The 21,936-nt window shown below is 61.4% G+C and carries 20 protein-coding genes; 13 read left to right on the plus strand and 7 right to left on the minus strand.

Annotation, left to right across the window (positions count from 1 at the left end):
* Positions 1–100 precede the first annotated feature (100 nt).
* From FB009_RS02495 to FB009_RS02510, 4 genes are all read left to right on the plus strand, one after another.
* Positions 101–883, plus strand: a complete 783-nt coding sequence (locus FB009_RS02495; protein WP_011969734.1) for a pseudouridine synthase — start codon at positions 101–103, stop codon at positions 881–883.
* Positions 884–1,228: 345 nt separating this feature from the next.
* Positions 1,229–2,206, plus strand: a complete 978-nt coding sequence (locus tag FB009_RS02500) for a tripartite tricarboxylate transporter substrate binding protein BugD (protein WP_011969733.1) — start codon at positions 1,229–1,231, stop codon at positions 2,204–2,206.
* A 205-nt stretch (positions 2,207–2,411) separates the two neighbouring features.
* Positions 2,412–2,873, plus strand: a complete 462-nt coding sequence (locus FB009_RS02505; RefSeq protein ID WP_011969732.1) for a tripartite tricarboxylate transporter TctB family protein — start codon at positions 2,412–2,414, stop codon at positions 2,871–2,873.
* Between the two features lie 110 nt (positions 2,874–2,983).
* The gene (locus FB009_RS02510; RefSeq protein ID WP_011969731.1) at positions 2,984–4,489 is read left to right on the plus strand and encodes a tripartite tricarboxylate transporter permease; all 1,506 of its coding nucleotides are present in this window, start codon (positions 2,984–2,986) and stop codon (positions 4,487–4,489) included.
* Positions 4,490–4,577: 88 nt separating this feature from the next.
* On the opposite strand, the gene FB009_RS02515 is transcribed toward FB009_RS02510, so the two are convergent.
* Positions 4,578–5,393 (minus strand): aminotransferase class IV family protein, encoded by an 816-nt coding sequence (locus FB009_RS02515; protein WP_011969730.1) that lies wholly within the window; start codon positions 5,391–5,393, stop codon positions 4,578–4,580.
* Positions 5,394–5,470: 77 nt separating this feature from the next.
* Here FB009_RS02515 and FB009_RS02520 point away from each other — a divergent pair, with 77 nt between their 5' ends.
* The 3 genes from FB009_RS02520 (at position 5,471) to FB009_RS02535 (ending at position 7,298) form a co-directional block, all read left to right on the plus strand.
* The gene (locus FB009_RS02520; RefSeq protein WP_011969729.1) at positions 5,471–5,854 is read left to right on the plus strand and encodes a MerR family transcriptional regulator; all 384 of its coding nucleotides are present in this window, start codon (positions 5,471–5,473) and stop codon (positions 5,852–5,854) included.
* 113 nt (positions 5,855–5,967) lie between these two features.
* The gene (locus FB009_RS02530) at positions 5,968–6,441 is read left to right on the plus strand and encodes a carboxymuconolactone decarboxylase family protein (RefSeq protein WP_011969728.1); all 474 of its coding nucleotides are present in this window, start codon (positions 5,968–5,970) and stop codon (positions 6,439–6,441) included.
* The gene (locus FB009_RS02535; RefSeq protein WP_011969727.1) at positions 6,441–7,298 is read left to right on the plus strand and encodes a sigma-70 family RNA polymerase sigma factor; all 858 of its coding nucleotides are present in this window, start codon (positions 6,441–6,443) and stop codon (positions 7,296–7,298) included. The genes FB009_RS02530 and FB009_RS02535 overlap by 1 nt, the downstream gene beginning before the upstream one ends.
* A 66-nt stretch (positions 7,299–7,364) precedes the next feature.
* Here FB009_RS02535 and aztD read toward each other — a convergent pair whose 3' ends face one another.
* Together aztD and FB009_RS02545 are read right to left on the minus strand one after the other, a co-directional pair.
* Positions 7,365–8,603 (minus strand): zinc metallochaperone AztD, encoded by a 1,239-nt coding sequence (aztD, locus tag FB009_RS02540; protein WP_011969726.1) that lies wholly within the window; start codon positions 8,601–8,603, stop codon positions 7,365–7,367.
* A gap of 231 nt (positions 8,604–8,834) precedes the next feature.
* On the minus strand, positions 8,835–10,259 hold the full coding sequence (locus tag FB009_RS02545) for an aminotransferase-like domain-containing protein (protein WP_018210096.1): 1,425 nt from the start codon (positions 10,257–10,259) through the stop codon (positions 8,835–8,837).
* An 80-nt stretch (positions 10,260–10,339) separates the two neighbouring features.
* Between FB009_RS02545 and FB009_RS02550 the strand changes: the two genes are divergently transcribed.
* Positions 10,340–11,200 carry a DMT family transporter gene (locus FB009_RS02550; protein WP_011969724.1) on the plus strand — a complete coding sequence of 287 codons (861 nt, stop codon included), beginning with the start codon at positions 10,340–10,342 and terminating at the stop codon, positions 11,198–11,200.
* 160 nt (positions 11,201–11,360) lie between these two features.
* Positions 11,361–11,897, plus strand: a complete 537-nt coding sequence (locus FB009_RS02555) for a hypothetical protein (RefSeq protein ID WP_018210097.1) — start codon at positions 11,361–11,363, stop codon at positions 11,895–11,897.
* Between the two features lie 20 nt (positions 11,898–11,917).
* Here FB009_RS02555 and FB009_RS02560 read toward each other — a convergent pair whose 3' ends face one another.
* Complete coding sequence (locus tag FB009_RS02560; protein ID WP_011969722.1) at positions 11,918–13,066, minus strand: RHE_PE00001 family protein; 1,149 nt, start codon at positions 13,064–13,066, stop codon at positions 11,918–11,920.
* A 440-nt stretch (positions 13,067–13,506) separates the two neighbouring features.
* On the opposite strand from FB009_RS02560, the gene FB009_RS02565 reads away from it, so the two are divergent.
* On the plus strand, positions 13,507–14,349 hold the full coding sequence (locus FB009_RS02565; RefSeq protein WP_011969721.1) for a hypothetical protein: 843 nt from the start codon (positions 13,507–13,509) through the stop codon (positions 14,347–14,349).
* 445 nt (positions 14,350–14,794) lie between these two features.
* Here FB009_RS02565 and repC read toward each other — a convergent pair whose 3' ends face one another.
* The 3 genes from repC to repA form a co-directional block, all read right to left on the minus strand.
* Positions 14,795–16,108, minus strand: coding sequence for a plasmid replication protein RepC (repC, locus tag FB009_RS02570; protein ID WP_011969720.1), 1,314 nt, complete (start codon positions 16,106–16,108; stop codon positions 14,795–14,797).
* A gap of 155 nt (positions 16,109–16,263) precedes the next feature.
* Complete coding sequence (repB, locus tag FB009_RS02575) at positions 16,264–17,265, minus strand: plasmid partitioning protein RepB (protein ID WP_011969719.1); 1,002 nt, start codon at positions 17,263–17,265, stop codon at positions 16,264–16,266.
* A 3-nt stretch (positions 17,266–17,268) separates the two neighbouring features.
* On the minus strand, positions 17,269–18,462 hold the full coding sequence (gene repA / locus FB009_RS02580; protein WP_375714208.1) for a plasmid partitioning protein RepA: 1,194 nt from the start codon (positions 18,460–18,462) through the stop codon (positions 17,269–17,271).
* A 306-nt stretch (positions 18,463–18,768) separates the two neighbouring features.
* On the opposite strand from repA, the gene FB009_RS02585 reads away from it, so the two are divergent.
* From FB009_RS02585 to FB009_RS02595, 3 genes are all read left to right on the plus strand, one after another.
* Positions 18,769–18,957 carry a hypothetical protein gene (locus tag FB009_RS02585; RefSeq protein WP_018012326.1) on the plus strand — a complete coding sequence of 63 codons (189 nt, stop codon included), beginning with the start codon at positions 18,769–18,771 and terminating at the stop codon, positions 18,955–18,957.
* 192 nt (positions 18,958–19,149) lie between these two features.
* Positions 19,150–19,857 (plus strand): histidine utilization repressor, encoded by a 708-nt coding sequence (gene hutC, locus FB009_RS02590; protein ID WP_081612469.1) that lies wholly within the window; start codon positions 19,150–19,152, stop codon positions 19,855–19,857.
* 84 nt (positions 19,858–19,941) lie between these two features.
* Complete coding sequence (locus FB009_RS02595) at positions 19,942–21,903, plus strand: elongation factor G (protein WP_018210098.1); 1,962 nt, start codon at positions 19,942–19,944, stop codon at positions 21,901–21,903.
* The last annotated feature ends 33 nt before the right edge of the window (positions 21,904–21,936 follow it).

Consider the following 21,936-nt stretch of genomic DNA (forward strand, 5'->3'; position numbering starts at 1 on the left):
AGCAGTCCGGCCAACTCACCCCTATCGTGAGAGGCAACTCTGGCCTCGCACTGCCATTTATGTCAGATGAAGCACGGTCAACAGCGAGGAGACCGAACCGGTGAAGCAACACCGCCCAGCGGCAGGAAAGCGGGTGGATGGCGGGAGAGAACGAGCGGGAAAGCGCGTGACGCTCGCCCGCGCGCTCTCGAAGCTCGGCTATTGCACTCGGACCCAGGCCGAGAAGCTGATTGCCGAGGGACGTGTCAGCGTCGGCGGCAGGAGAGTTACCGATCTGGCTCACTGGGTCGATATCGAAGCGGACAGGATTGCCGTGGACGGCACCGTCATCGCCGCGCAGCCGAAGGTCTATCTGATGCTGAACAAGCCGCGGGGGCTCGTAACCACCCGCGACGATCCGGAGGGTCGGCCGACCGTCTTCACCTGTCTCGAAACCGTCGACGCCCCGTCTCTCTCACCAGTCGGCAGGCTGGACAAAGCGAGCGAGGGGCTCCTCCTCTTCACCAACGACACGGTGCTGGCGCAGCGCCTGCTCGACCCGCAAACCCATCTCGGCAAACGGTACCACGTTCAGGTGCGTGGCTTCCTCGGCGAGGCCATGGCGGCGCGGATGGTCGAGGGCGTAACGGAGGGCGGCGAACTGCTGAGAGCCGCGCGGGTCGCGCTCCTGCGGGGCGGCGACAGGAACAGCTGGATCGAGGTGGAGCTCACGGAGGGGCGCAACCGCCAGATCCGCCGCATGCTCGACGCACTTGGCTTCGAATGCCTGCGCCTGCTGCGCGTCGCGATCGGCGAGGTAAGGCTCGGCGACCTGCCGAAAGGGGCAAGCCGGCCGCTGGCGGAAGCGGAGATTCGCTATCTCAGGCGCCGAACCGGCCTTTAGATCACGATGTTTTCAGGGACCCTGGAAACATGAACGTGATCGATGCCAATAAGTCAAAGCGGGATGCGGGCGGAAACCGCGCACACTTCTCCTCATCCCGCTCTAGCGGAACGGCTTCCGCCGCGGGCAGGCTGGTGGTGCGAAGCGCCGATGTGCGGAAATCCACCCATGAGCGGGCTCCTTTGTTTCCGAATCCACCCATTTGGCACGTTCACGCGCGGGAAAAACATGAAACCGCCTCGAACCGCGGTTGTCTGTGTTAAAATCAAGATTGCTAATGGGTGAACCCAGAACCGGCGGGAGGAACCATGCCGGCGGGTCGAACTATTCATCCGGGAGGAAAAGATGAAAATTCTGAACGCGCTTCTGAGCGCAGCCGCGGCCGTTTCTCTTTTTGCCGTTTCGGCGAGCGCCCAGACCTATCCGGAGCGCACGATCACCATGGTGGTGCCGTTCTCGGCCGGCGGCCCGACCGATACGGTTGCCCGCCTGGTCGCCGAGTCCATGTCCAAGGATCTCGGTCAGCAGATCATCGTCGAGAATGTCGGCGGCGCCGGCGGGACGCTGGGAGCCGGCCGCGTCGCCCAGGCCGAGCCGGACGGCTATACGCTGCTTCTGCATCATATCGGCATGGCCACCAGCGCCACGCTCTATCGCAAGCTCGCCTATGACACGCTGAATGCCTTCGAATATGTCGGCCTCGTCACCGAGGTTCCGATGACGATCGTCGCCCGCAAGGACTTCGAACCGACCGACCTGAAGAGCCTGATCGAACACGTCAAGGCCAACAAGGACACGGTGACTGTCGCCAATGCCGGCATCGGCGCCGCGTCCCATCTTTGCGGCATGATGTTCATGAGCGCGATCGAAACGCCGCTGACGACCGTGCCCTACAAAGGCACCGGCCCGGCGATGACCGACCTGCTCGGCGGCCAGGTCGATATCATGTGCGATCAGACGACGAACACGACGAAGCAGATCCAGGGCGGCACGATCAAGGCCTATGCCGTGACCTCGCCGGAGCGGCTCAAGATCTTCCCTGACCTGCCGACCGCCGAGGAAGCGGGTCTTTCCGGCTTCCAGGTCGGCATCTGGCACGGCGTCTATGCACCGAAGGGCACGCCTGCCGAAGTGACCGACCGCCTGTCGAAATCGCTGCAGAAAGCGCTCAAGGACGAGAACGTGGTTGCCCGCTTCGGCGAACTCGGCACCGAGCCGTCAAGCGACGCCGACGCCACGCCGGCGGCACTGAAGGCGAAGCTGGAAAGCGAGATTGCCCGCTGGAAGCCGGTGATCGAAGCGGCCGGCCAGTACGCCGACTGATTGCACGTCAGCCATCTCCACCCGTGCGGGCGTTCATAAGGATGTGCCCGCGCGGGCGTTGACAGGTGTCAACAGGCAATGCTTCGGTTGCCCGGTGTTGGGGCGATATGCATCAGTCAGCAGGACATGCGAAGATGTTCGCCAAAAAACAGCGGCTCGGTTCCTCGGGAAGGGAATCGGCGCTCGCGGAAATAACGGGGAAACAATGAAATCCATCTCCTTCGACGCGACCAATGCGCTGTGTGGCGGCATCCTGACGGCGGTTGGAATTTTCTTTGCGTGGCAGTCGTTCGGACTCGAACTCGGCACCGCCTTGCGCATGGGCCCCGGTTATTTCCCGCTGGTTCTATCCGCCGTGCTGATCCTGCTCGGCCTGACAATCCTGGTGCAATCGGCCCGGGTCAAGGGCGAGCCGATGGGACCGATCGCCATTCGCGGGATCTTCTTCATCCTGCCGGCGCCGATCTTCTTCGGGCTCACGGTACGCGGCCTCGGCTTCGTCCCCGCAATCTTCGTCACGGCGCTGATCGCCTGTTTTGCTTCCAGCCGGATGAAGCCGCTCTGGGCGATCGCCGTTTCGCTCGGCCTGACGATCTTTTCGGTCGCCGTCTTCAGCTACGGCCTCAACCTGCCCTTCGAGCGGTTCGGCCCGTGGACCCGGTTCTAGGCCGTTTCCCTGTTTTATTTACACAGGGTAACGACCTGGCTTTTTAAAATTACCCACTTCCGGTCGGAAAACGGTTTTCAAGTTTTCCTGGAAGTCCTTCAGAGGCGACGATGGAACTCTTCAGCAATCTTGCCCTCGGCTTCGCGACCGCCGGCTCACCGGCGAACCTTTTCTTCTGCCTGATCGGCGTACTCCTCGGGACCCTGATCGGCGTGCTGCCCGGGATCGGAGCCACGGCGACCATCGCGATGCTGCTGCCGATCACCTTCCAGCTTGAACCGGTCTCATCGTTGATCATGCTCGCCGGGATTTATTACGGCGCCCAATATGGCGGCTCGACGACCGCTATCCTGATCAACATGCCCGGGGAGTCGTCTTCCGCCGTGACCGCCATTGACGGCTACCAGATGGCGCGCAAGGGCCGCGCCGGCGCGGCGCTGGCGATTGCGGCGCTCGGTTCGTTCTTCGCCGGTACCGTCTCGACATTCCTCGTCGCGCTCTTCGCGCCGCCGCTGACCGAGATCGCGCTCGAATTCGGCGCGGCTGAATATTTCTCGCTGATGATCGTCGGCCTCGTTTCCTCGATCGCGCTTGCGCACGGATCGGTTGTCAAGGCGCTTGCCATGGTGGCCCTCGGTCTTCTTCTCGGCCTTGTTGGAACCGACATCTACACCGGCACGCCGCGCTTCACCCTGGGCATCCGCGAATATTCCGACGGACTCAATTTCGTGGCGCTGGCGGTCGGCGTCTTCGGTATCGCCGAAATCCTCCGCAATCTGGAAAGCGAGAAAACGCGCGAAGTGCTTATGGCCAAGGTAACCGACTTGATGCCGACGCGGGAAGACTTCAGGCAGATGGTCGCACCGGTGCTGCGCGGCACCGCGATCGGCTCGGCGCTCGGCGTGCTCCCGGGGGGCGGCGCCATTCTCGCCGCCTTCGCGTCCTACACGGTGGAAAAGCGCCTCTCCGACCGTCCGGAGGAATTCGGCCGCGGCGCAGTCGCCGGCGTCGCCGGACCGGAAAGCGCCAATAATGCCGGTGCGCAGACCTCGTTCATTCCGCTGCTCACCCTCGGCATTCCGGCAAACCCCGTCATGGCGCTGATGATCGGTGCAATGATCATCCAGGGCATCGTTCCGGGACCGAACGTCGCGACGGAGCAACCCGCGCTCTTCTGGGGCATCATCGCCTCGATGTGGATCGGCAATCTGATGCTGGTGGTCCTCAACCTACCGCTGATCGGCCTTTGGGTGAAGCTCCTGACAATCCCTTATTTCGTGCTCTTCCCAATCATCATGGCCTTCTGTTCGATCGGCGTCTACAGCGTCAATTCCAACGTTTACGACCTCTACGCCGTCGCCTTCTTCGGCCTTGTGGGCTACCTGCTGCTCAAGCTGCGCTGCGAGCCGGCGCCGCTCCTCCTCGGCTTTGTTCTCGGACCGCTGCTCGAGGAAAACCTCAGGCGCGCCATGATCCTTTCGCGCGGCGACGCGTCCACCTTCGTCACCCGGCCGATCAGCGCAACCCTACTCCTCCTTGCCGCCGCCGTGCTCGTCATTGTCTTCCTGCCGAGCGTCAAGAAGAAGCGCGAACAGGTCTTCGTCGAGGAGGATTGAGGTGTAGTCGAGAAGCGCTGCCACGGAAAACCTGTGGCAGCGCGGCGCATATGGAGCTTGAGCGGTCGGCACGCCCCGCATCAGGATGTCAGATAGAAAGCGCCGGTTCGGCTATATAGGCCTTGTGCAGCAGTTCTATGAACGGCTTCGCCTCCGGCAGAACCACCTGGCCGATGGTTGTGACCGGTACGCCGGGCGTCCAGGAATTCATTACGGCCGCCCCCTGCAAGTGTTTGAGGTTTTCGAGAGTGATCTCTTCCCGTCGTTGCGGGATGCCGAGCCTCTTCAGCTGCCGGCTGACGACCCCCATGGTAACGCCGGCCAGGACCGCCGCTTCCGGCCAGACGACCGCTTCACCGTCCCAGTAGACGAGATTCCAGATCGTCGCCTCGCTCAGTCTGCCGCGCCGGTCGACGAAGGCCGCATCGTCGAAACCTTGCCGGACCGCCTGATGCAGGTAGTAGGTTTTGGCCGCCTCACCGACGTGTTTGACAGTGGGAAGCGGCCGTTCGAAATTGACCACTGCAAGCCTCAGCGGGCCAATCGGCCCCTTCGAGGGCGGCCCCGTTCGAACGAGCGCAGCCGGTTCGCTGCCGATACCCGCCGATGTGAACTCGCCGCTTCGCGAAAAAATCGTCACCGTCAGAGATTGCTCGCAAGAGCCGTCCTCAATGGCGATCCTCATGAAAGAGCGCAGGCTTTCGTCCGGGAGAGCCGCCCCGAAGAAATCCACCGAGGCTGCCCGCAGGCGCGCCAGGTGAAGATCCATTCCCCTGACCTTGCCGTCTCGAACCTGCATGGCGGTGAAATGGGCAAAGCCGGCGAAAACCAAAGGGTTCAGCTCCTCAGGGGCCGCCTTACGGCCGTCAAGGACAATTTGGAAAGAGTTCACACTGGCTGCCATGGCTGGGCTCCTGATGGGTTCACACAAAAGAGCCCAAGGTTTAAGGTCTGACAGCACTGTCAGGGTCAAGGGGGCGTATGAAAATCGGTGAGCTGTCGCGACGGACCGGCGTGAGCATTCGGATGCTGCGTTACTACGAGGCGGAAGGTCTCCTTGCGCCGCATCGCACTTCCGCAGGCTACCGGGAATACGGGCGTGCCGACGAACGGACCGTGGACCGGATCAGATTGCTTGGAGCCGCTGGAATGACGCTTGCGACCATCAAGCAGTTCCTGCCCTGCGTGCGGGGCGAAGGGCCCGTATTCGAGCCGTGCGACGAGCTGCGCGTTACGCTCAATGAACAGATCAGCCTTGTGGATCATAAAATGGAGAGACTTGCCGCAAGCAGGGACGTCCTGAGCAAGTTCCTTCACGACATAGAGAAGGCTGATAGGATGATCGGCTCTGCAACGCAGTCTTGATGTCCGTTCTCCAGGCTGCTGTGACTGCAGAGGCAACAAAATTTCGCGTCGATGTCACACCAGCCATTCCTGTCTCGTCATGATGTCGGAACTAACGAAAAGGAGACGTCACCATGACAGCCAGACTTGATCCCTTTGCAGCCGCTCCTTCGCTGATGAAGAACTGGTTCAGCATATCGACCGCGGTCGCTTCGAGCCTTGAGCCGAGCCTCATCGAGCTTGTCAAGATTCGTGCGTCGCAGATCAACGGCTGCGCCAATTGCATCAACATGCATACGGCAGAAGCTCGGGCCAAGGGCGAGACCGAGCAACGCATCTACCTGCTCTCGGCGTGGCGCGAGGCCCCGTGCTATACCGATCGCGAACGCGCAGCACTCGCCTGGACGGAGGCTCTGACACGGCTTTCCGAGGGACATGAGCATGAACACGCCTATCCGGCGCTGGAGACAGAGTTCACGCAGGAAGAGCAGGTGAAGCTCACGCTCATGATCAATGTCATCAACGGGTGGAACCGCCTCGCCGTCGGCTTCGGCCTGTGGGTCGAGCCTGCAGCAGCGACAGCAATCGCCGAAAAGGCAGTCGCCTGATGACGCCGGCCACGCAGGCCGAGGCAGCGGCAAGTTTCGATCCGCTGCGTCCGAAGCTGATGCGTGTCGCCTATCGTATGCTCGGCTCCGTGGCCGATGCCGAGGACATGGTGCAGGAGGCCTTCATCCGCTGGATGGGGGCCGACCGCGCGACGGTGCGCGAGCCGGAGGCCTTCCTGCGCCGCACCGTTACCCGGCTCTGCCTCGACCAGCTGAAATCGGCGCGGCGCCAGCGCGAAACCTATGTCGGTCCCTGGCTTCCGGATCCCGTCGTTGAAGAGGAGGAAGAAGAAGACGTCACTTTGCCGCTGATGTTGGCGCTGGAACGCCTTTCCCCTCTCGAAAGAGCGGCGTTCCTGCTGCATGACGTGTTCGGGCTCAGCTTCGAAGAGGTCGCGGCGACGGTCCAGCGCGACACCGCCGCCTGCCGCCAGCTGGCCGCCCGCGCGCGCACCCATATCCGCGAGGCGAGACCTCGCTTCCATGTCGAGAAGGAGCGCGGTCTCGAGCTTGCCGAGGCCTTCTTCACCGCCTCTCGCAGCGGCGACATGAACGCGCTCGGCGCGATGCTTGCGGCCGACGTCAGCATTCATGCCGACGGCGGCGGCAAGCGGCCGGCCGCAACTGTGCCGATCCTTGGGCTCGATGCCGTAATGAAAGTTCATGAAAAACTGGCTGCCCTTTTCCAGGCGAACGGCTCGAAGCTTCTGCGCGTCGGCTTCCTCAACGGGCTGCCCGGCTTCATCACGATGGAGGCGGACGGTGAAATCCAGACCACCGCCCTCGATATAAAGGGCGGCAAAGTCGCGGCTATCTATGTGGTGCGCAATCCCGACAAGCTGAGGCACCTGCACTGAGGCCAGCCTAAATGCACGAAATACGAAGCCGCCGCGGCGGCTTCGTATCGGCGGCGGCCGCTTGGATCAATGCGACGCGCCCGAACCGCCGACGGCGACGATCGCAAAGGGCTGACCCTCGACGGAAATGGTACGGATTTCCTTCAGCGTCTCCGCATCGACAACGCGCACGAGCGAGTGCCGCGGGTCGGTGATCGCGATCTGACCGTCCGCTGCCGCAAGACGCGGGCGCGGATCGCGCCAATGGCCGTCCTTGCTGTACGGCTCCGTCACCCTGCCCTTACGAACGATCTCGCCCTTGACGACGTCCAGCACATGAAGATCGCCGTCCTCCGTCAGAATATAGGCATTGGCCGGGATGGCAGGATCCAGCAGGAAATCGACACGCCGCGTCGGCAGGGTGATCAGGCGATAGGGTTCGCTGCTGTCCGGATCGATGAGGACGACCTTGTCGTCACCGTAATTGCCCAGGAAGAACTGCATCGCTTTTCCCCCGAGCAGCGTGCCGGTATGGCCTTTCGGGAAATCGGACGGGTACGGGAGCAATTCAAGCTTGGGTCCGTCGATGCCGCCGGGCCGGGCGACAAGTACCCCTTCCTTGCAGCCGAAGGCGACGAGGCGGGCCGACATCGCCTCACCATGAAGATCCGTGCATTCGCTGATCTCGCCGACCTGGTTGCCTTTCTCGTCGACGACACGCAGGCCGATACGCGGAGGCAGCTTGTCCGGCTCCGGCTCGATTTCCGTGTTCGGCACCGAGACGAGAACGTGCTGCCCCATGGTGATGGCAACACCGTGATGCGGCTTCGTCGCATCGACGGTCCTGACTTGCGCCTTCTTGCCTTCGAGAAGCGCTGCTTCGTCGACGATTTCCGCCACGCCGCCGCGGTCGTAGAAAATGATCGCGTGATCGTCATGCGGTACGACATGGACGGGTCGCTTGCCTTCGAGTGCCACGGGAAGAAGCGCAGCGTCGGAAACCTTCAGATCACGGTGCTCCCCGTGCTCGGAGAAGTCGATTCCGGTCTTGATGAGATGGACGATGTCCTGGTCCGACTGCGCGGCGAAAACCGTCTGCCCGGAGGCGCTGACCGTCAGGGCGGCATATCCCTTCACGTCATAGCGGCCCAGTTCCTTGCCGTCGGCGAAATCGATCGCCCGCACGACCGGCTGCTTGTGATCGGCGACGAACAGGCGCCAGGCCTCCTCCGTCTCATGGTCGTCTGCGCGCGCGCCGACGGCGGTGAACACAAGGGTTGCCGCTACCGCGGCCATCAGGTGGGCCCGGGTAAGTGACAGTGTCATCGGAGTTCCTTTCTTGACTTGCAAACATTCGAGGCCTTGCCGGCGCCGTCCCGGCGGTCTGCGTGCCGGCCGGCCATTCCCAATCCGGCAAGTGCGAAGACGTTCGGGAAATTCGCTATGTTATTACGTTACAATTCTCAAACGTAATAACATTACCCATCCTGCCACTGTCAATCCCCGGTAGCGTGAGACAGATCAGCGACCCACAGCCCGAGCTCTTCGGGCTGCCGGTCATGCAAGGGCCATCAGCGCTTCGAGCTCCCGGAAGAGCCGATCGTCTTGCGACTGGGCGACGTTGAAGCGCAAAAAGCCGGCAGCCGTTTGTGCGTGACTGAAGACATTGCCTGGTGCAAGCACGATGCCTTTGCCGAGAGATTCCCTTGCGAGTTTGGCGGCGTCTATGCCATCCGGCAGGCGGCACCAGAGGAACATGCCGGCCTGCGGTTCTATCCAGGGCGTGATGCCGATCCGGGCGAGCCTTTCCGCAACGTCGGCCATCGCCTTAGCGAGGCGCTGGCGCACCGCCTCAAGATGTTTGCGATAGCTGCCGTCCTTCAAGAGCGCCATCACCAATTCCGAAGAGAACCCGGCTGCACCGAAGCACGTCGCGATCTTCAGGTCGGTCAAGGCCTCCACCCAATCACGAGGCGCCACGATGAAACCGCACCGAACGGCCGCCGAGAGCGTTTTCGAGAAGCTGCCGATGTGCACCACCCGTTCGAGGCCGTCGAAGGCCGCAAGACGCGGCGCGGGCGCTTCTTCAAAATCGGCGAAGATATCATCCTCGATGATCGTCAACCCGGATTGTTCGGCGAGCTTGAGCAGGCGATGGCCGACGAGCGGCGACAGGGTTGCGCCGGTCGGATTGTGAAGGGCTGAATTGGTAATGTAAAGTCGCGGCTTGTGCTCAGTGAGCGCTTCGGCGAAGCGGCCTATATCCGGTCCGCTGGGCGTGTAGGGAACGCCGACGATTCTTGCCTGATGCGCCCTGAGGAGTGCGTGAAAATTGAAATAGCAGGGGTCGTCTACGAGCACCGCATCTCCGGGCTTCAGCAGGAAGCGGCAAAGCAAATCGATTGCCTGCGTGCCGGATTCGGTGAGCAATATCTGGTCCGGCGATGCCTCGATGCCGTGCTGCGCCACGCGCCGTGCCAGAAGCTGGCGCAAGGGCTGCAATCCAAGCGGAGCACCATAATCAACGAGCGTCGCGCTGCTCCCGCGGGCAATGCCGCGCAAGGCGCGTCGCAATCCTTCCTCCGGCATCCAGGACGGCGGCAGCCAACCGCAGCCGGGCCGGAGCACGCCCTCCCCCGGCTCCAGCGCCTGGCGCGAGATCCATAAGGGATCGACGGCCCGGTCGACAGGCGGACCGATCTCGGCGAGCGTCAGCGGCGCTAACGGCGCCGCTACGTAAAAACCGGAGCCCGGCCGCGAACGAATCAGGCCTTCGGCCTGAAGGCGTTCATAGGCCTCGACGACGGTGGACTTTGAGACTTTCATCGACAAGGCGAAAGAGCGAATGGAAGGGAGCCGGGAACCCGGCGTCAAACTCCGTGCCGCAATCCGCTGCTGCACCGTACCCATGACCTTGGCAATGAGGCTCTCGCCCAGCGAACTCGCCGCATTCCGCTGCATCTGTACCGGCTCTCTCTCCATAACAGTTCTTCGAAACTGTACCTGACTGTCTCTGGAAGAGCCAGCGTTCCCGCCCGATACCGGGGAAAAAGGAGCATCCTATGGACAAGTCAGCAAGCGGTTGGATGAGCGGCTTTATCGGCGTGGTGATTTTCAGCGGCTCGCTGCCGGCTACGCGCGTGGCTGTCATGGACTTCGATCCGATCTTCCTCACCGTAGCGCGGGCGACGATCGCAGGTATCATTGCCGTCACCCTGCTCTTCACCTTCCGTGAACGACGGCCCGATCGGGGTGACATCGTCCCGCTGATCGTGGTCTCGCTCGGCGTCGTCGTCGGCTTCCCGCTGTTGACTGCGCTTGCACTGCGGCACGTGACGTCCGCCCATTCCATCGTCTTCATCGGTCTTCTGCCGCTTGCGACTGCCATCTTCGGCGTGATCCGAGGCGGCGAGCGTCCGCGACCGGCATTCTGGCTGTTCTCGTGCATTGGCAGCGCGATCGTCGTCGGCTTCGCCTCCCGCCAAGGCTTTTCGGCCTCGCCGGTGGGGGATCTCCTGATGCTCGCGGCCGTCATTGCCTGCGGGCTCGGCTACGCGGAGGGCGCGAAGCTGTCTCGGAAGCTCGGCGGCTGGCAGGTCATCTCCTGGGCCCTTGCCCTCTCCCTTCCGCTCATGACGGTCCTCATGCTCGCAACCATGCCTGCAAGCTTTGCGGACTTGAGCGCGGCGTCCTGGATCGGTTTCGGATACGTTTCGGTTTTCAGCATGCTCGTCGGTTTCATCTTCTGGTATCGCGGCCTTGCGCTGGGCGGGACCGTCGCGGTGGGGCAGTTGCAATTGTTGCAGCCCTTCTTCGGTCTGGCATTGGCAGCGACTTTGCTGGGGGAGGCGGTGAGCTGGGGCATGCTCGCTGCGACGCTTGCGATCGTCGCCTGCGTCGCCGGCGCAAGAAAATTCGCCTGAGTTGCGGCTGTTCCATTCGGCAAGAAGTCGGCCGTCACCGCGCGTAGCGCCGATAATAGGATCCGGTCCTGCCGCACGTGCCGGAACCTTCAGATCGGTGCGCCGTTTCATCCGGACTTAGGTTGATCCACGAAAACCATCGTGATCTAACGGGAGGGCCATGACGATGAAGCGGCGACAATTGTTTCGGCTCCTGCTTGTCTGGCTCGTGCTTTCCGCCGAAATGCTTCCCGTCGAGACGAATGCTGCACCCGCCGACGAGGCGGCCTTTCTTGGTTCACTCGAGGGCCGATGGACGGGTGGCGGCACGGTGCTTCTCCGAATCGACAAAGAGGCGATCAATGTTTCCTGCAACTTCGATTCGCAAGCGAACGGCACCGCCCTCTCGATGAGAGGAACCTGCCGTGGCCTGCTCGTGGTGTCGCGATCGATCAGCGCGGATCTGAGATCCGACGGTTCCCGCTACACCGGCATCTATGTCGGCCCGAGGGGCGGGCGCTCCGCGCTGTCAGGCAGGCGCCGCGGCAACGCGATCAATCTCACCGTCACCTGGGCAAGGGAAGTCAATGGCGATCGGAAGGCGACGCTCATCGTGCAGAAGCTCGGCGAGAACGGAATGCGCCTGAGTACCGTCGATGTGGACCCGGCTTCCGGGAAGCGTGTAGTGACGAGTGAGCTGAATCTCCGTCGCAGCTGAAACCGTCGGCCTTTCGGCGTTCAGAGGACACCCCACCCGCGATAACGTCCCCTGCCCGTCATCTCTCGCACCCCAAGTTCGCGCACGAGATTGAGCGCGCCGCGAGGCGTGATACCCAGATGGCGCGCGATCAAAGGACCGGAGACGATTGGCCTCGACAGCACGAGGTCGATCAGTCCTGGAAGATTGCTGTTCGAACGGCGGTCCCTGATCCGCATTTCCATCTGCGTTTTGGCAAGCGACAGGCGATCGAGCTCCTTCATTCCGAGCTCTGCTGCGGCAGACATGGCTTCCAGAAAGCCGGCAAGACGCGTCAGCCGGTCTTTCGAACGCCGTCGTTCATGACGGATTGTCTTCAGGCCAGTATTGTAGGCAAGCACGTGCGAATCTACCTTGCCGCGAAGGCGCAGATAGGCGCCGACGAGGAGCGAGCCTAGCCAATGCTGCCGGCGCAGTGGTTCGATACGTTCCCATGCATCGAAAAGAACGGCGGCCCCAAGAGTGGCGGGCAATTGGTCGGCGACCGGCAGCACGGCGCGCCAGGCATCCAGCCGAGCGGCCTCATCCCATTCCTCGTCGAAAAGCAGGCCAAGCTGGCCCGTCGGCTCCATTCTAGAGGTCTGCAATTCGACAGCGGCACTATCGGCCTCCGTCACGCTTCCAGCGTGAATCTCCAGCAGCCGCTCGGACCTGGCGATTGCGGCATCGATCTCCGCGAACGCGTCGGAGAGGGAACCGTCCATCGGGTCGTCCGGTGCATCCGTCGGATTCGCTTCCCCCTCGGGATCCGAGCGTTCACGAGGTTCATAATTGGGGACCGCCCCTCCCTCGCCTCTCAAGGCACTTAATCCAGACGTTGAAAATGCCCAATCGGCATCGGCCAGCTCCAGGCGTCGCCTCGCCCTTAGCACCGCATGCGCAATCGTCAGTTCGTGCGAGGGCGCGCGCGCATCCATATGCGAATCGTGCAGAACGAGATCCTCGACATGGACGAGTTCTCCGGCCACCCAAAGGGCAGCCGTCGCATCGAAAAACTGGCCGCGCTCCCTGAACCCCGCGGCGACCGCATGACGACCTGTCCGCTCGTCCAGCCGGGCAAGCGCGTCTTCGGCGGTCATCAGTGCCGGCAGCAGCGCCGGGTCGAGCGGATCTGGAAATTCATATCTCATTAAAAAAGCAACGCATTGGCGGCAGGACGGAAGGTAGCACGCCCCTCCCTTCCATCACAGACATTTGGGGGTTTTCCACTCTTATTGCACATCGGCCGATCGTTCGCGGCCCCAGATCCCCGACGTTCGAGCGCGGGAGGCGGCTGAGTTGACAGCTGTCAACCGCGTTGCACCTCCATATCTATCCAGCACCGCTGTTCTGCGAACGCCGATGGAAGCATCGTCAGCCCGTCTTCTGGGAGCGTCCGCTAGCTTCGATAGTAAGAGATTTTCGCTTTTAACTTATGTGGAATAAGTTAAAAGCCGGATGCGAGCGGAATGCCGCACTCCACATCCCGCTCCAGTGAACTGCAAACTCCACTCGCGTTCAGACAGGCGCAAATGCCAACAGTGCGGCTTGCCCTGGCGCAAGCGCCGCTAGCAAAAGATGGACGAAAACAATGGCATCCGAGGTTCTCGCCGCAAGCGGCGGAGTCAAACAGCTTATCTGTATAAACTGGGGCACAAAGTATGGTGCGCCGTTCATCAATCGCCTCTACGCGATGGTTGCGCGCAACATAACGCCCCCCTTCACCTTCACGTGCTTTACAGATAATCGCGAGGGCCTCCGGCCCGAAATACTCTGCGAGGACCTTCCGCCTCTCGATGTCGAGAGAATGCCGGTAAACTCCAAAGGAATCTGGCCCAAGGCGCGCCTCTGGGGGCCTAAGCTCGGCAATCTGAAAGGGCCCGTCCTGTTTTTGGATCTTGACCTGGTGGTCGTCGGATCGCTCGACGCATTTTTTGAAATCGGCGGACCGGACGACGTGATGATGACCCGCAACCAGACGACGCCGCTGGAGCGTCTGGGGCAGACGTCGCTGTTCCGCTTTCCTGTCGGCAAGCTGATGCCGTTGCAGGAGAAGTTCCGCGCCGACCCGCAGAAAGTGGCTGACGAGTACGAGTTCGAGCAACGCTTCGTAACGCGCAATGCGCCGGGCGGAGCTAAATTCTTCCCCCGGCGCTTCGTCCTGCATTTTCGCCAGGATTGCCGGCGGCCATTTCCCTTGAACTACTTCCTGCCGCCGCGGCTGCCGGCAGATGCCCGGGTGGTTATCTTTCCGCGCGGTTTGCTGCCGCAACATGCGATCGACGGACAGTTCGGCTATAAGGGGAGGGCGGTTTCTCCCCTGACCCATGTTCGCGGCCTGTTTTCGTCGGACAGGCGGGAGAAGAATGCGTTCCGCTACCTCCGCCACTATATTCTTCCCAGTCCGTGGGTCGCTGAGCATTGGCGCGAATAGCCGGTAAGCGTCTGCGCTGTTGACAGCTGTCAACAGCGATCACGTGGCTTGATACCTGCTGATCGCGCGATATGAATTTTCACAATGTTTGGCTTAGAGGAGAGGCGGGTGCAGGATTGAACTTGCATCGTCTGAGGTCGTCCACGTGACGGAAATTATCACCGATATAGCTTCCGCATCGGAGGGATGCCGCCTTTTTTGCCAACGCTTTACGATAGAACTAAAAATCTTAAGAAACGGCGACCAAGTTGGCAAAAACGCGCGCGACGCCGCGAATCCGCGACTGAAGAGAGTTTCTCCTATTCAGCTTGCGAAATCAATCGAGGGCTCACACCGCCGTAGGCTTAGAGTACCCGCCCTCAGAGGATCGTCTTCAAACGAAGCGCTCGATCCGTTGGACTGCGCAGGACGCCACGGTGTTGTAGAGCAGGCGCGCACGAGCTCATCAACTCGCAAGCGCCGTGCCTGCCGTCATTCGTGCGCGGCTCAGGGCAGCGACCATCGGGCCAAGCGAAAAGGCCTGCCGTCGCGCTCTTGCGGTAAGGTCCCGGAGGTAACCGCCCGGCGAACTTATTCGGTCGGCCCTTTCGAGCATGCAGGAAACGACGGTGGCGGCGTTTTCCGGCCCAAGCACTGAGCACGCATCGTCATAGGCGTCGGTACTCACACCCAGCATGGTCCTGACGACGACCGCGGCGCTCGTAAGGTCCTTCCATGTCGCTATCCGGCCCTGTGGTCCGTAGTCGGCAATCTGTAGGCAAGCCGAGAGGAGAACGGGCAGCGGAACCTGCGGGGCGTGCCGGGAGATCGTCGGTGGTGGAAGTAAAGGGCGAGCCGGTGGCTCATCAGCAGTTAGGGCCGAAATCCCGGAGGGGTTTGGTCTGCATGCTGTACCGTGGATCCTGTAGGTCAATGGATTGGTGGAAAACGTGTCCCGACCTTTTCCCAAGCTTGGTTCAGATTCAGATTTAGAGTCTGGTTCTGAATTCTGTATGTGACGCCCATTATGGCGATCATTGGCATCCAGTTTTGCTGAATTTAGTAATTTCTCCAATTGATTGGCGAGATCGCTGCGCAATTTCGACATGGCATTGTAAACGGCTTCCACATCGTTGGCCGAAGCTTTGCGCGAGAGAGGTGTCGCAAGCTCCTCGTATCGCAGTTGTTGCTGTTCCCAGTCCACCGACGTGGCCGATTCACGAAGGAGCTCGAGAAGCTTTGCGGCGTCGCGCCGGCAAAGGCTCAGCCTTTCGCGCATGAGGCGGAGCGATTGCCTCGCTGCAGCAAGTTCGGCAGCGGCGGTGCTGAACTCGTTGGCGCGTACAACAAGCGGAGAGAGATCGAACCCGAAGGCTTCTCCCACGCTTCCGCTGCGACCCCGTCGTGCGTAGCGCTTGCCGTTAGGGCTGTCGCGTCGCAGGATCAGGCCGGCCTCCACCAGGCACGCAAGATGCCGACGCAGGGTCGTGCCTGCCATTCCGTGCGTGCGGAGAGAGAGCTGCGCATTGGACGGAAAAACGACGAGACCACTTTCTCCGGTGAGCTCGGAGCCCGGATAGAAGCTCAAAAGGGCATTCAACACCGCAAGCGACCGATCGGACACACCGATCACGGTCTTCGCTTCGCAGAGAGAACGGAATAATTTCCACTTGTCCACCGACCGGTCCGGCGGTACGTCACCTGCCGCGATCTGACTTGCGAGCATGCCAAGCGTCATCGCTCGCCGCCCGAAGGGCGTCGTTACACTTCCACGTTCCATTTTCTTCACCTTTTCCAAGGCAAAAGAAATTCGTTCGCCGAAACGACGTCAAAAATGCTTGACACTGATTCGCGGAAATGGGATTCTCTAGTTGCTACACGAGAGAAGGGTTTCCGCAGCGCTAGTCGTTCGGAAGCCTTTTTCTTTTGCTCTGTTCAGTCTCCTGTTTCACGTTGATATTCGAGGTAGAGCGCTTCGAGCCTCTGCCTCACGAAATCCGCAAAGCCCGGCGCCGCCTTCTTGCTGAAAGCGAGCATCATTTCCGCATCGGTATCACGAATGCGGACCGGGCGGCTTCTGTCCGGCGCAATCCAGGCTTCCGCCTTTGATGGTTTCCTGGCGCGGCTCAGCAGCGCAAAGAGCTTATCAAAACGCTGATCGCTCTCCAGCGCCTGGAATTCGGCTGCTCCGATGAAATCCAGGGCCTTAGACCGACGTTCAGCGGTATCGATGAGATCAGCCAAATCCATCCAGCGCCTCCGCCCGAAACCTGGAGCGGCGCCGATGGCTTCGATGACATCCAGAGGCAATCGGCGCACGACGGCAATCATCTTGGAGAGTGCCGCTTTGTCGACGCCGAGCGCCGACATGATCGTATCCCGCGAGAAGCCGCGATCTTCGAGACGCGCTGCGAACAATGCGCGCTCGATGAAGGAAAGGTCGGTTCGGGCGTTGTTCTCCTGTCCCTGAGAGATGACGAGTTGCTCGTCGCTTAGCTCCCGGATGACCGCTTTGACCCTGCTGCCGATTTCGCGCAAGGCGGCAAGCCGCCTGTGTCCATAGGCCACCTGGTAGCGGCCGCTCTCCGTTGGATGCGGCCGCACGAGGATCGGGACCTGTTGTCCGTGGTCCCGAATCTGCTGAACGAGCATGGCCTGAACCTCGGGTGCGACTCCCAGCCGGTCGATGATAAAGGAAGAGTCGATCAATGCGGGCTCGAGCTCGACGATCGCGTGCCCTTCAACAAGCTGGCGCTCTAGTTCTTCCGCTCGTTCGACCTTTTGTGTGATGTTCGAGAGGGATCTGGTGATGCCGCCGACGAGGCCATTCGATCGCTGGGAAGCGAGGCCCGCGATCGGGCGGCCAACGGCCGGGCGCTCCCCGTCCCCGGGAGCGGCGGAGCTGTCGGAAATGCCGATCAGGTTCTTGCGTGCCATCGGTTACTTCCTCCCCCAGACCTTGCGGATCATCTCTTCGATCTCCGCATTGACGAGCGAGAGCGAATCCATCGCACGGTCGTAGGTGCCGCGTATGAACTGCGCGCGCTCCACCTCATAGAGCGTTTGCTTGGTCACGCCGGCATCCGAAATCGCAGTCGATTTCACCATGGCATTCTGCAGCATACGATTGCCGAAGATCGCCCGCATGAAACCCGTCATCTGGCTCTGCGGGCCGTCATTCGGCTCGAAACGCGTGACGAGGTAGCGCATCCAGTCATAGCTGGTACGCCCGCCGGCATTCTCGACGACGGCCATGAGTTCGCTGGTCATCGACAGAAACTGCGACATCGACATAACGTCGAGCATTTGTGGATGTACGGTGATGAGCACGGAGGTTGCGGCGCAGAGCGCCGACATGGTCAGAAAGCCGAGCTGCGGCGGGCAGTCGATCACGACAATGTCGTAGAAGCCTTCGATTTCGGAAAGCACCTCGCCGATTCGTGCGAAGAACATGGTTTCGGCGGAGCCCGCGATCATCGCCTTCGGGGTCTCGTGCTCGAACTCCATAAGTTCGAGATTGCCCGGGATGAGGTGAAGATTAGCAGTATAGGTCGAGCGCACCACCTCCGCCACGGGGCGAGGGGCCTCGTAACGGATGGCTCCATAAAGCGTTTCTCCCTCCCCGACATCGAGCTCCGGCTGATGGCCGAAGAGGGCGGAGAGCGATGCCTGCGGATCAAGGTCGATCGCCAGCACCCGATAGCCGCGCAAGGCAAGATATTGCGCAAGGTGCGCGGACGTGGTCGTCTTGCCCGAGCCGCCTTTGAAATTCATCACGGAGATGACCTGCAGCTTTTCGCCCGGCCGGCGGTGAGGAATATATTTGCCGGTTTTGCTGCCTTCGTCGAGAACTCGGCGAATGCGGTCGATGTCCTCCACCGTATACATGCGGCGGCCGTTTGACAGCGGCTGCGGGCCGTGTCCTTCTGAGGCGATCTGGCGCAGATAGCCCTCGCCGATTCCGATGAAGGCCGCTGCCTCGGCTGGGCTGAAGAGCCGCATCGTTTTCTGCGAAGTCGGAGAGAAGATCTTCCTTTGATGCTCCTGCAACTGGTGAGCGAGTTCCCGAGCGTCGGCAGACAAGAGCGACGGCAGATGCTCCTGCTCTTCAAGACTCTGGATTCTCTGCTGCAACATCCCTACTCTCCGAAAACTGCGCTAAATTCGCCGATAAAAGCTGATCTGCGCAGTTATACTATGCGCCGATTCGTTGCCATTTTACAAACGCTTAACAAAAACCCCGATTGTGCCGCCCGGAGCGCGGCTGTTTTTCTTTCCGCTCCTCAATTGGTTGTCCGCGGACAACTCGGGCTGAGCGATCGGAGACGGAGACGGGAGCCGGAGCACATCCCGATAGATCATAAATTCAGTAGACTATTGACAGAAGCTCGCATTCTGGCAGGATCGTGCCGCAAGGTCGGAAAAGAGAAGGGATGCGGCATGTTCTATCTCGGCGGAATGACCCTCGGCTACCTCGTGCCACCCGTACGCGGCAGCGCAGCACGCAAGACTGCAGCGATCGATAAACCGGCGGAAGTCTCTCCCGGCCGGGAGAGGGCGCCGAGCGACGGCGAACGGGATCAGGAGTGGGCACGCGCTTTCCTGGGGCCATGGCATCTCTTTTACTGATCACCTGATGAAAGAAGATGGCAATTCTCCATAGGACTCGATCTGCCGATCGGAGTGTCGGGGCTACAAGACGCACTCAGAAGGGCTGTCCTCGTGGCGCGAAATGAGTAAGGTACGGGGCCGTTTACGAGCGAGGGTCCCACCATTTCCAGCAATCGTGCCTACACCGAAGAAAAACGCCAGGAACAGCCCCTGTCGCTTCATCAGAAAATTCTGAGCGAGGTCGAGGGCCATATTCTTTCCGGCGACTGGCCGCCGGGATACCGCATTCCCTTCGAGCACGAATTAACACAGCAATACGGCTGCTCGCGAATGACGGTGAACAAGGCCTTGAGCGAACTCGTGAAGCGGGGACTGATCGAGCGGCGGCGCAAATCCGGGAGCTATGTCAGTTTTCCGCAAGCCCAATCCGCGGTGATGGAGATCCACGAAGTCAAGCGGGAGGTGCAGTCGCTCGGGCTCGATTACGCCTACCGGCTCGGCGAGAGGGTGGTGCGCAAGATGACTTCCGGCGACAAGGGGCGCATCGATCTGCCGGGATCGTCACGGCTTCTCGACATTACCTGCAGCCATTTCGCCGGCGGGCGCGTCTTTTGTCTCGAAGAGCGCCTGATCAACCTTTCGGCGGTACCGGAAGCCGAGACCGAGACGTTCGAGGCCGCCGCCCCAGGCTCGTGGCTGCTTGGAAAGGTGCCCTGGAGCACGGCGGAACATCGCATCAGGGCCGTTGCGGCAAGCCGTACGACGGCGCAGGCGCTCGAAATTGCTATCGGTGCGGCCTGCCTTGTCATCGAGCGCCGGACTTGGAGCGGCGGCGTACCGGTGACGAGCGTGCTGCTCACCTATCCGGGCGACCGCCACGAGCTCATCGCCGAATTCGCACCCAGCGCGACCGCTTAGACTTTTCCTCATCCTGCTCTGGCGCTTTCGCGCGTCCAGGGGCATCCTGTCCTCAGTGTCATCCTGGCAGAGGGAGGAACGCCGATGCGCTGCTTTACTGTACTCGGTCCTTCGCAGATCGGAAAATCCACGCTCGTGGAAAGGGTTGGCTCGCTGGAAGGCGAGCCGAAGAAATCAGTTACTCCATATGGTTTGGGCCTCGTCGAATTCGAATTCGGTGGTGAAGTCTGGTGCGCGCTCGACGTCTCCGGCAATAACGAGGCGCTCGCGCATGCGCAGCACGCGCTGCTCGCAAGCGACGCCTGCGTTCTCTGTGTTTCGCCGGTACTGGAGGAGGCCGTTCTTGCCGCCCCTTATTTGCGCATGATCGAGGCGTCCGGCACGCCCTGCATCCTCTTCGTCAATCGCATGGACGAGCCACGAGGGCGCATAAGAGATATCGTCGCCGCCTTGCAGGATTTCTGCAGCCGGCCACTCATCCTGCGGCAGGTTCCCATTCGCGAGGGCGACAAGATCATCGGCAGCTGTGATCTCATCTCGGAACGCGCCTGGCGCTATCGCGAGGGCCAGCCTTCCTCCCTTTTCGAAATCCCGGAAAGTGCGGCCGAACGTGAGAACGAGGCGCGTGCAGAGCTGCTCGAGCATCTTTCGGAATTTGACGATTGGCTGCTGGAGGAGCTCATCGAGGATCGCGCGCCTGGAAGCGATGCCATCTATTCGATCTCGACAAGAGTTCTGAACGAAAACAAGATCATCCCAGTGCTACTCGGCTCGGCCAGTCACAGCAACGGCCTGATGAGGCTGATGAAGGCGCTCCGCCACGAGGCGCCGCGCGCCGAAGCGCTGAGGAAACGTCTGGCTGCCGGCGCCGGGGTCGGCGAAGCGAACCTCCTCGCCGTCAGCTTCCATGCCCATTACCGCCAGAGCGTCGGCAAGACGGTTCTCGCCCGCGCCCTCCAAAACGGTGTCAAACAGGGAGCTGCTCTTGGCGGCTCCAGCCTCGGTGCTCTGCAGGATCCCGCAAGCGGCCGGCCGATAGGTTCGGGGGTTACGGAAGCTGGCCAGCTCTTCGCGGCCGTGAAATCCGACCACCTGCCCGTGCCCTCGCTGCTGACGGCCGGTGCGGCACTCGCTCCGCCCGATTGGACGACGCCACCGACCCCCATGCTCGAGCGGATATTGGTGCCTGCGAGTGAGCGCGACGAGACCAAGCTCTCCGAGACCCTGGCTAAACTCGCCGAGACGGACCGCGGCCTGAACGTGATGCAGGAGGAGGGGACAGGGGCGCAGCTTGTTTGCGCTCAGGGGCCGGTACACCTGCGCGAAGTCTGCAGGATGTTATCGGACGTCTTTCATGTCGAGGTGAGCGATCGGCCACCGAGTCCGGTCTACCGCGAGACCGTGTCGAAATCCTCGGAAGTTCATTACCGCCATCGCAAGCAAACCGGCGGGGCCGGCCAATTCGCCGATGTGAAGCTCAGCGTACATCCGAACGGGCGAGGCGATGGATTTTCTTTCGCGGAGACGGTCAAGGGCGGTGCGGTGCCGCGCAACTTCATTCCTGCGGTCGAGGCGGGCGCACGCGAGGCGATGGAGAAGGGCCCTCTTGGCTTCAAAGTGATCGACGTCGGCGTGATGCTCACCGATGGCCAGCACCATTCTGTCGACAGTTCCGAATATGCTTTCCGGACGGCCGGGAAGCTTGGCGTAAGGCAGGCATTGTCGCAGGCCGCTTCCGTGCTGATGCAGCCGGTTTTTCGCGTCGATGTCCATGTCCCGTCCATCTATTCGGGCAGTCTGGTCCCGATCGTTGCGTCGCTGAAGGGCCAGGTTCTCGGCTTTGACAGGGACGAGGAGGCGAAGGGGTGGGACATCTTCCGCGCCCTTCTACCGGGCAGCGCTCTCGACGATCTGGCGCGCTCGCTCAGATCCGCCACTCAGGGCATCGGCTATTTTGCCAAGAGCTTCGACCATTTCGAGGAACTCTATGGCAAGGAAGCCCAGGCGATCGTTACCGCGCATGGGGCGCCGGCCAACGAACATTGACCGAAGCGCGCCATATCGGTACAGCGCGCTTCC

The organism is Sinorhizobium medicae (assembly GCF_007827695.1).
In the GTDB taxonomy this organism is placed as follows: Bacteria; Pseudomonadota; Alphaproteobacteria; order Rhizobiales; family Rhizobiaceae; genus Sinorhizobium; species Sinorhizobium medicae.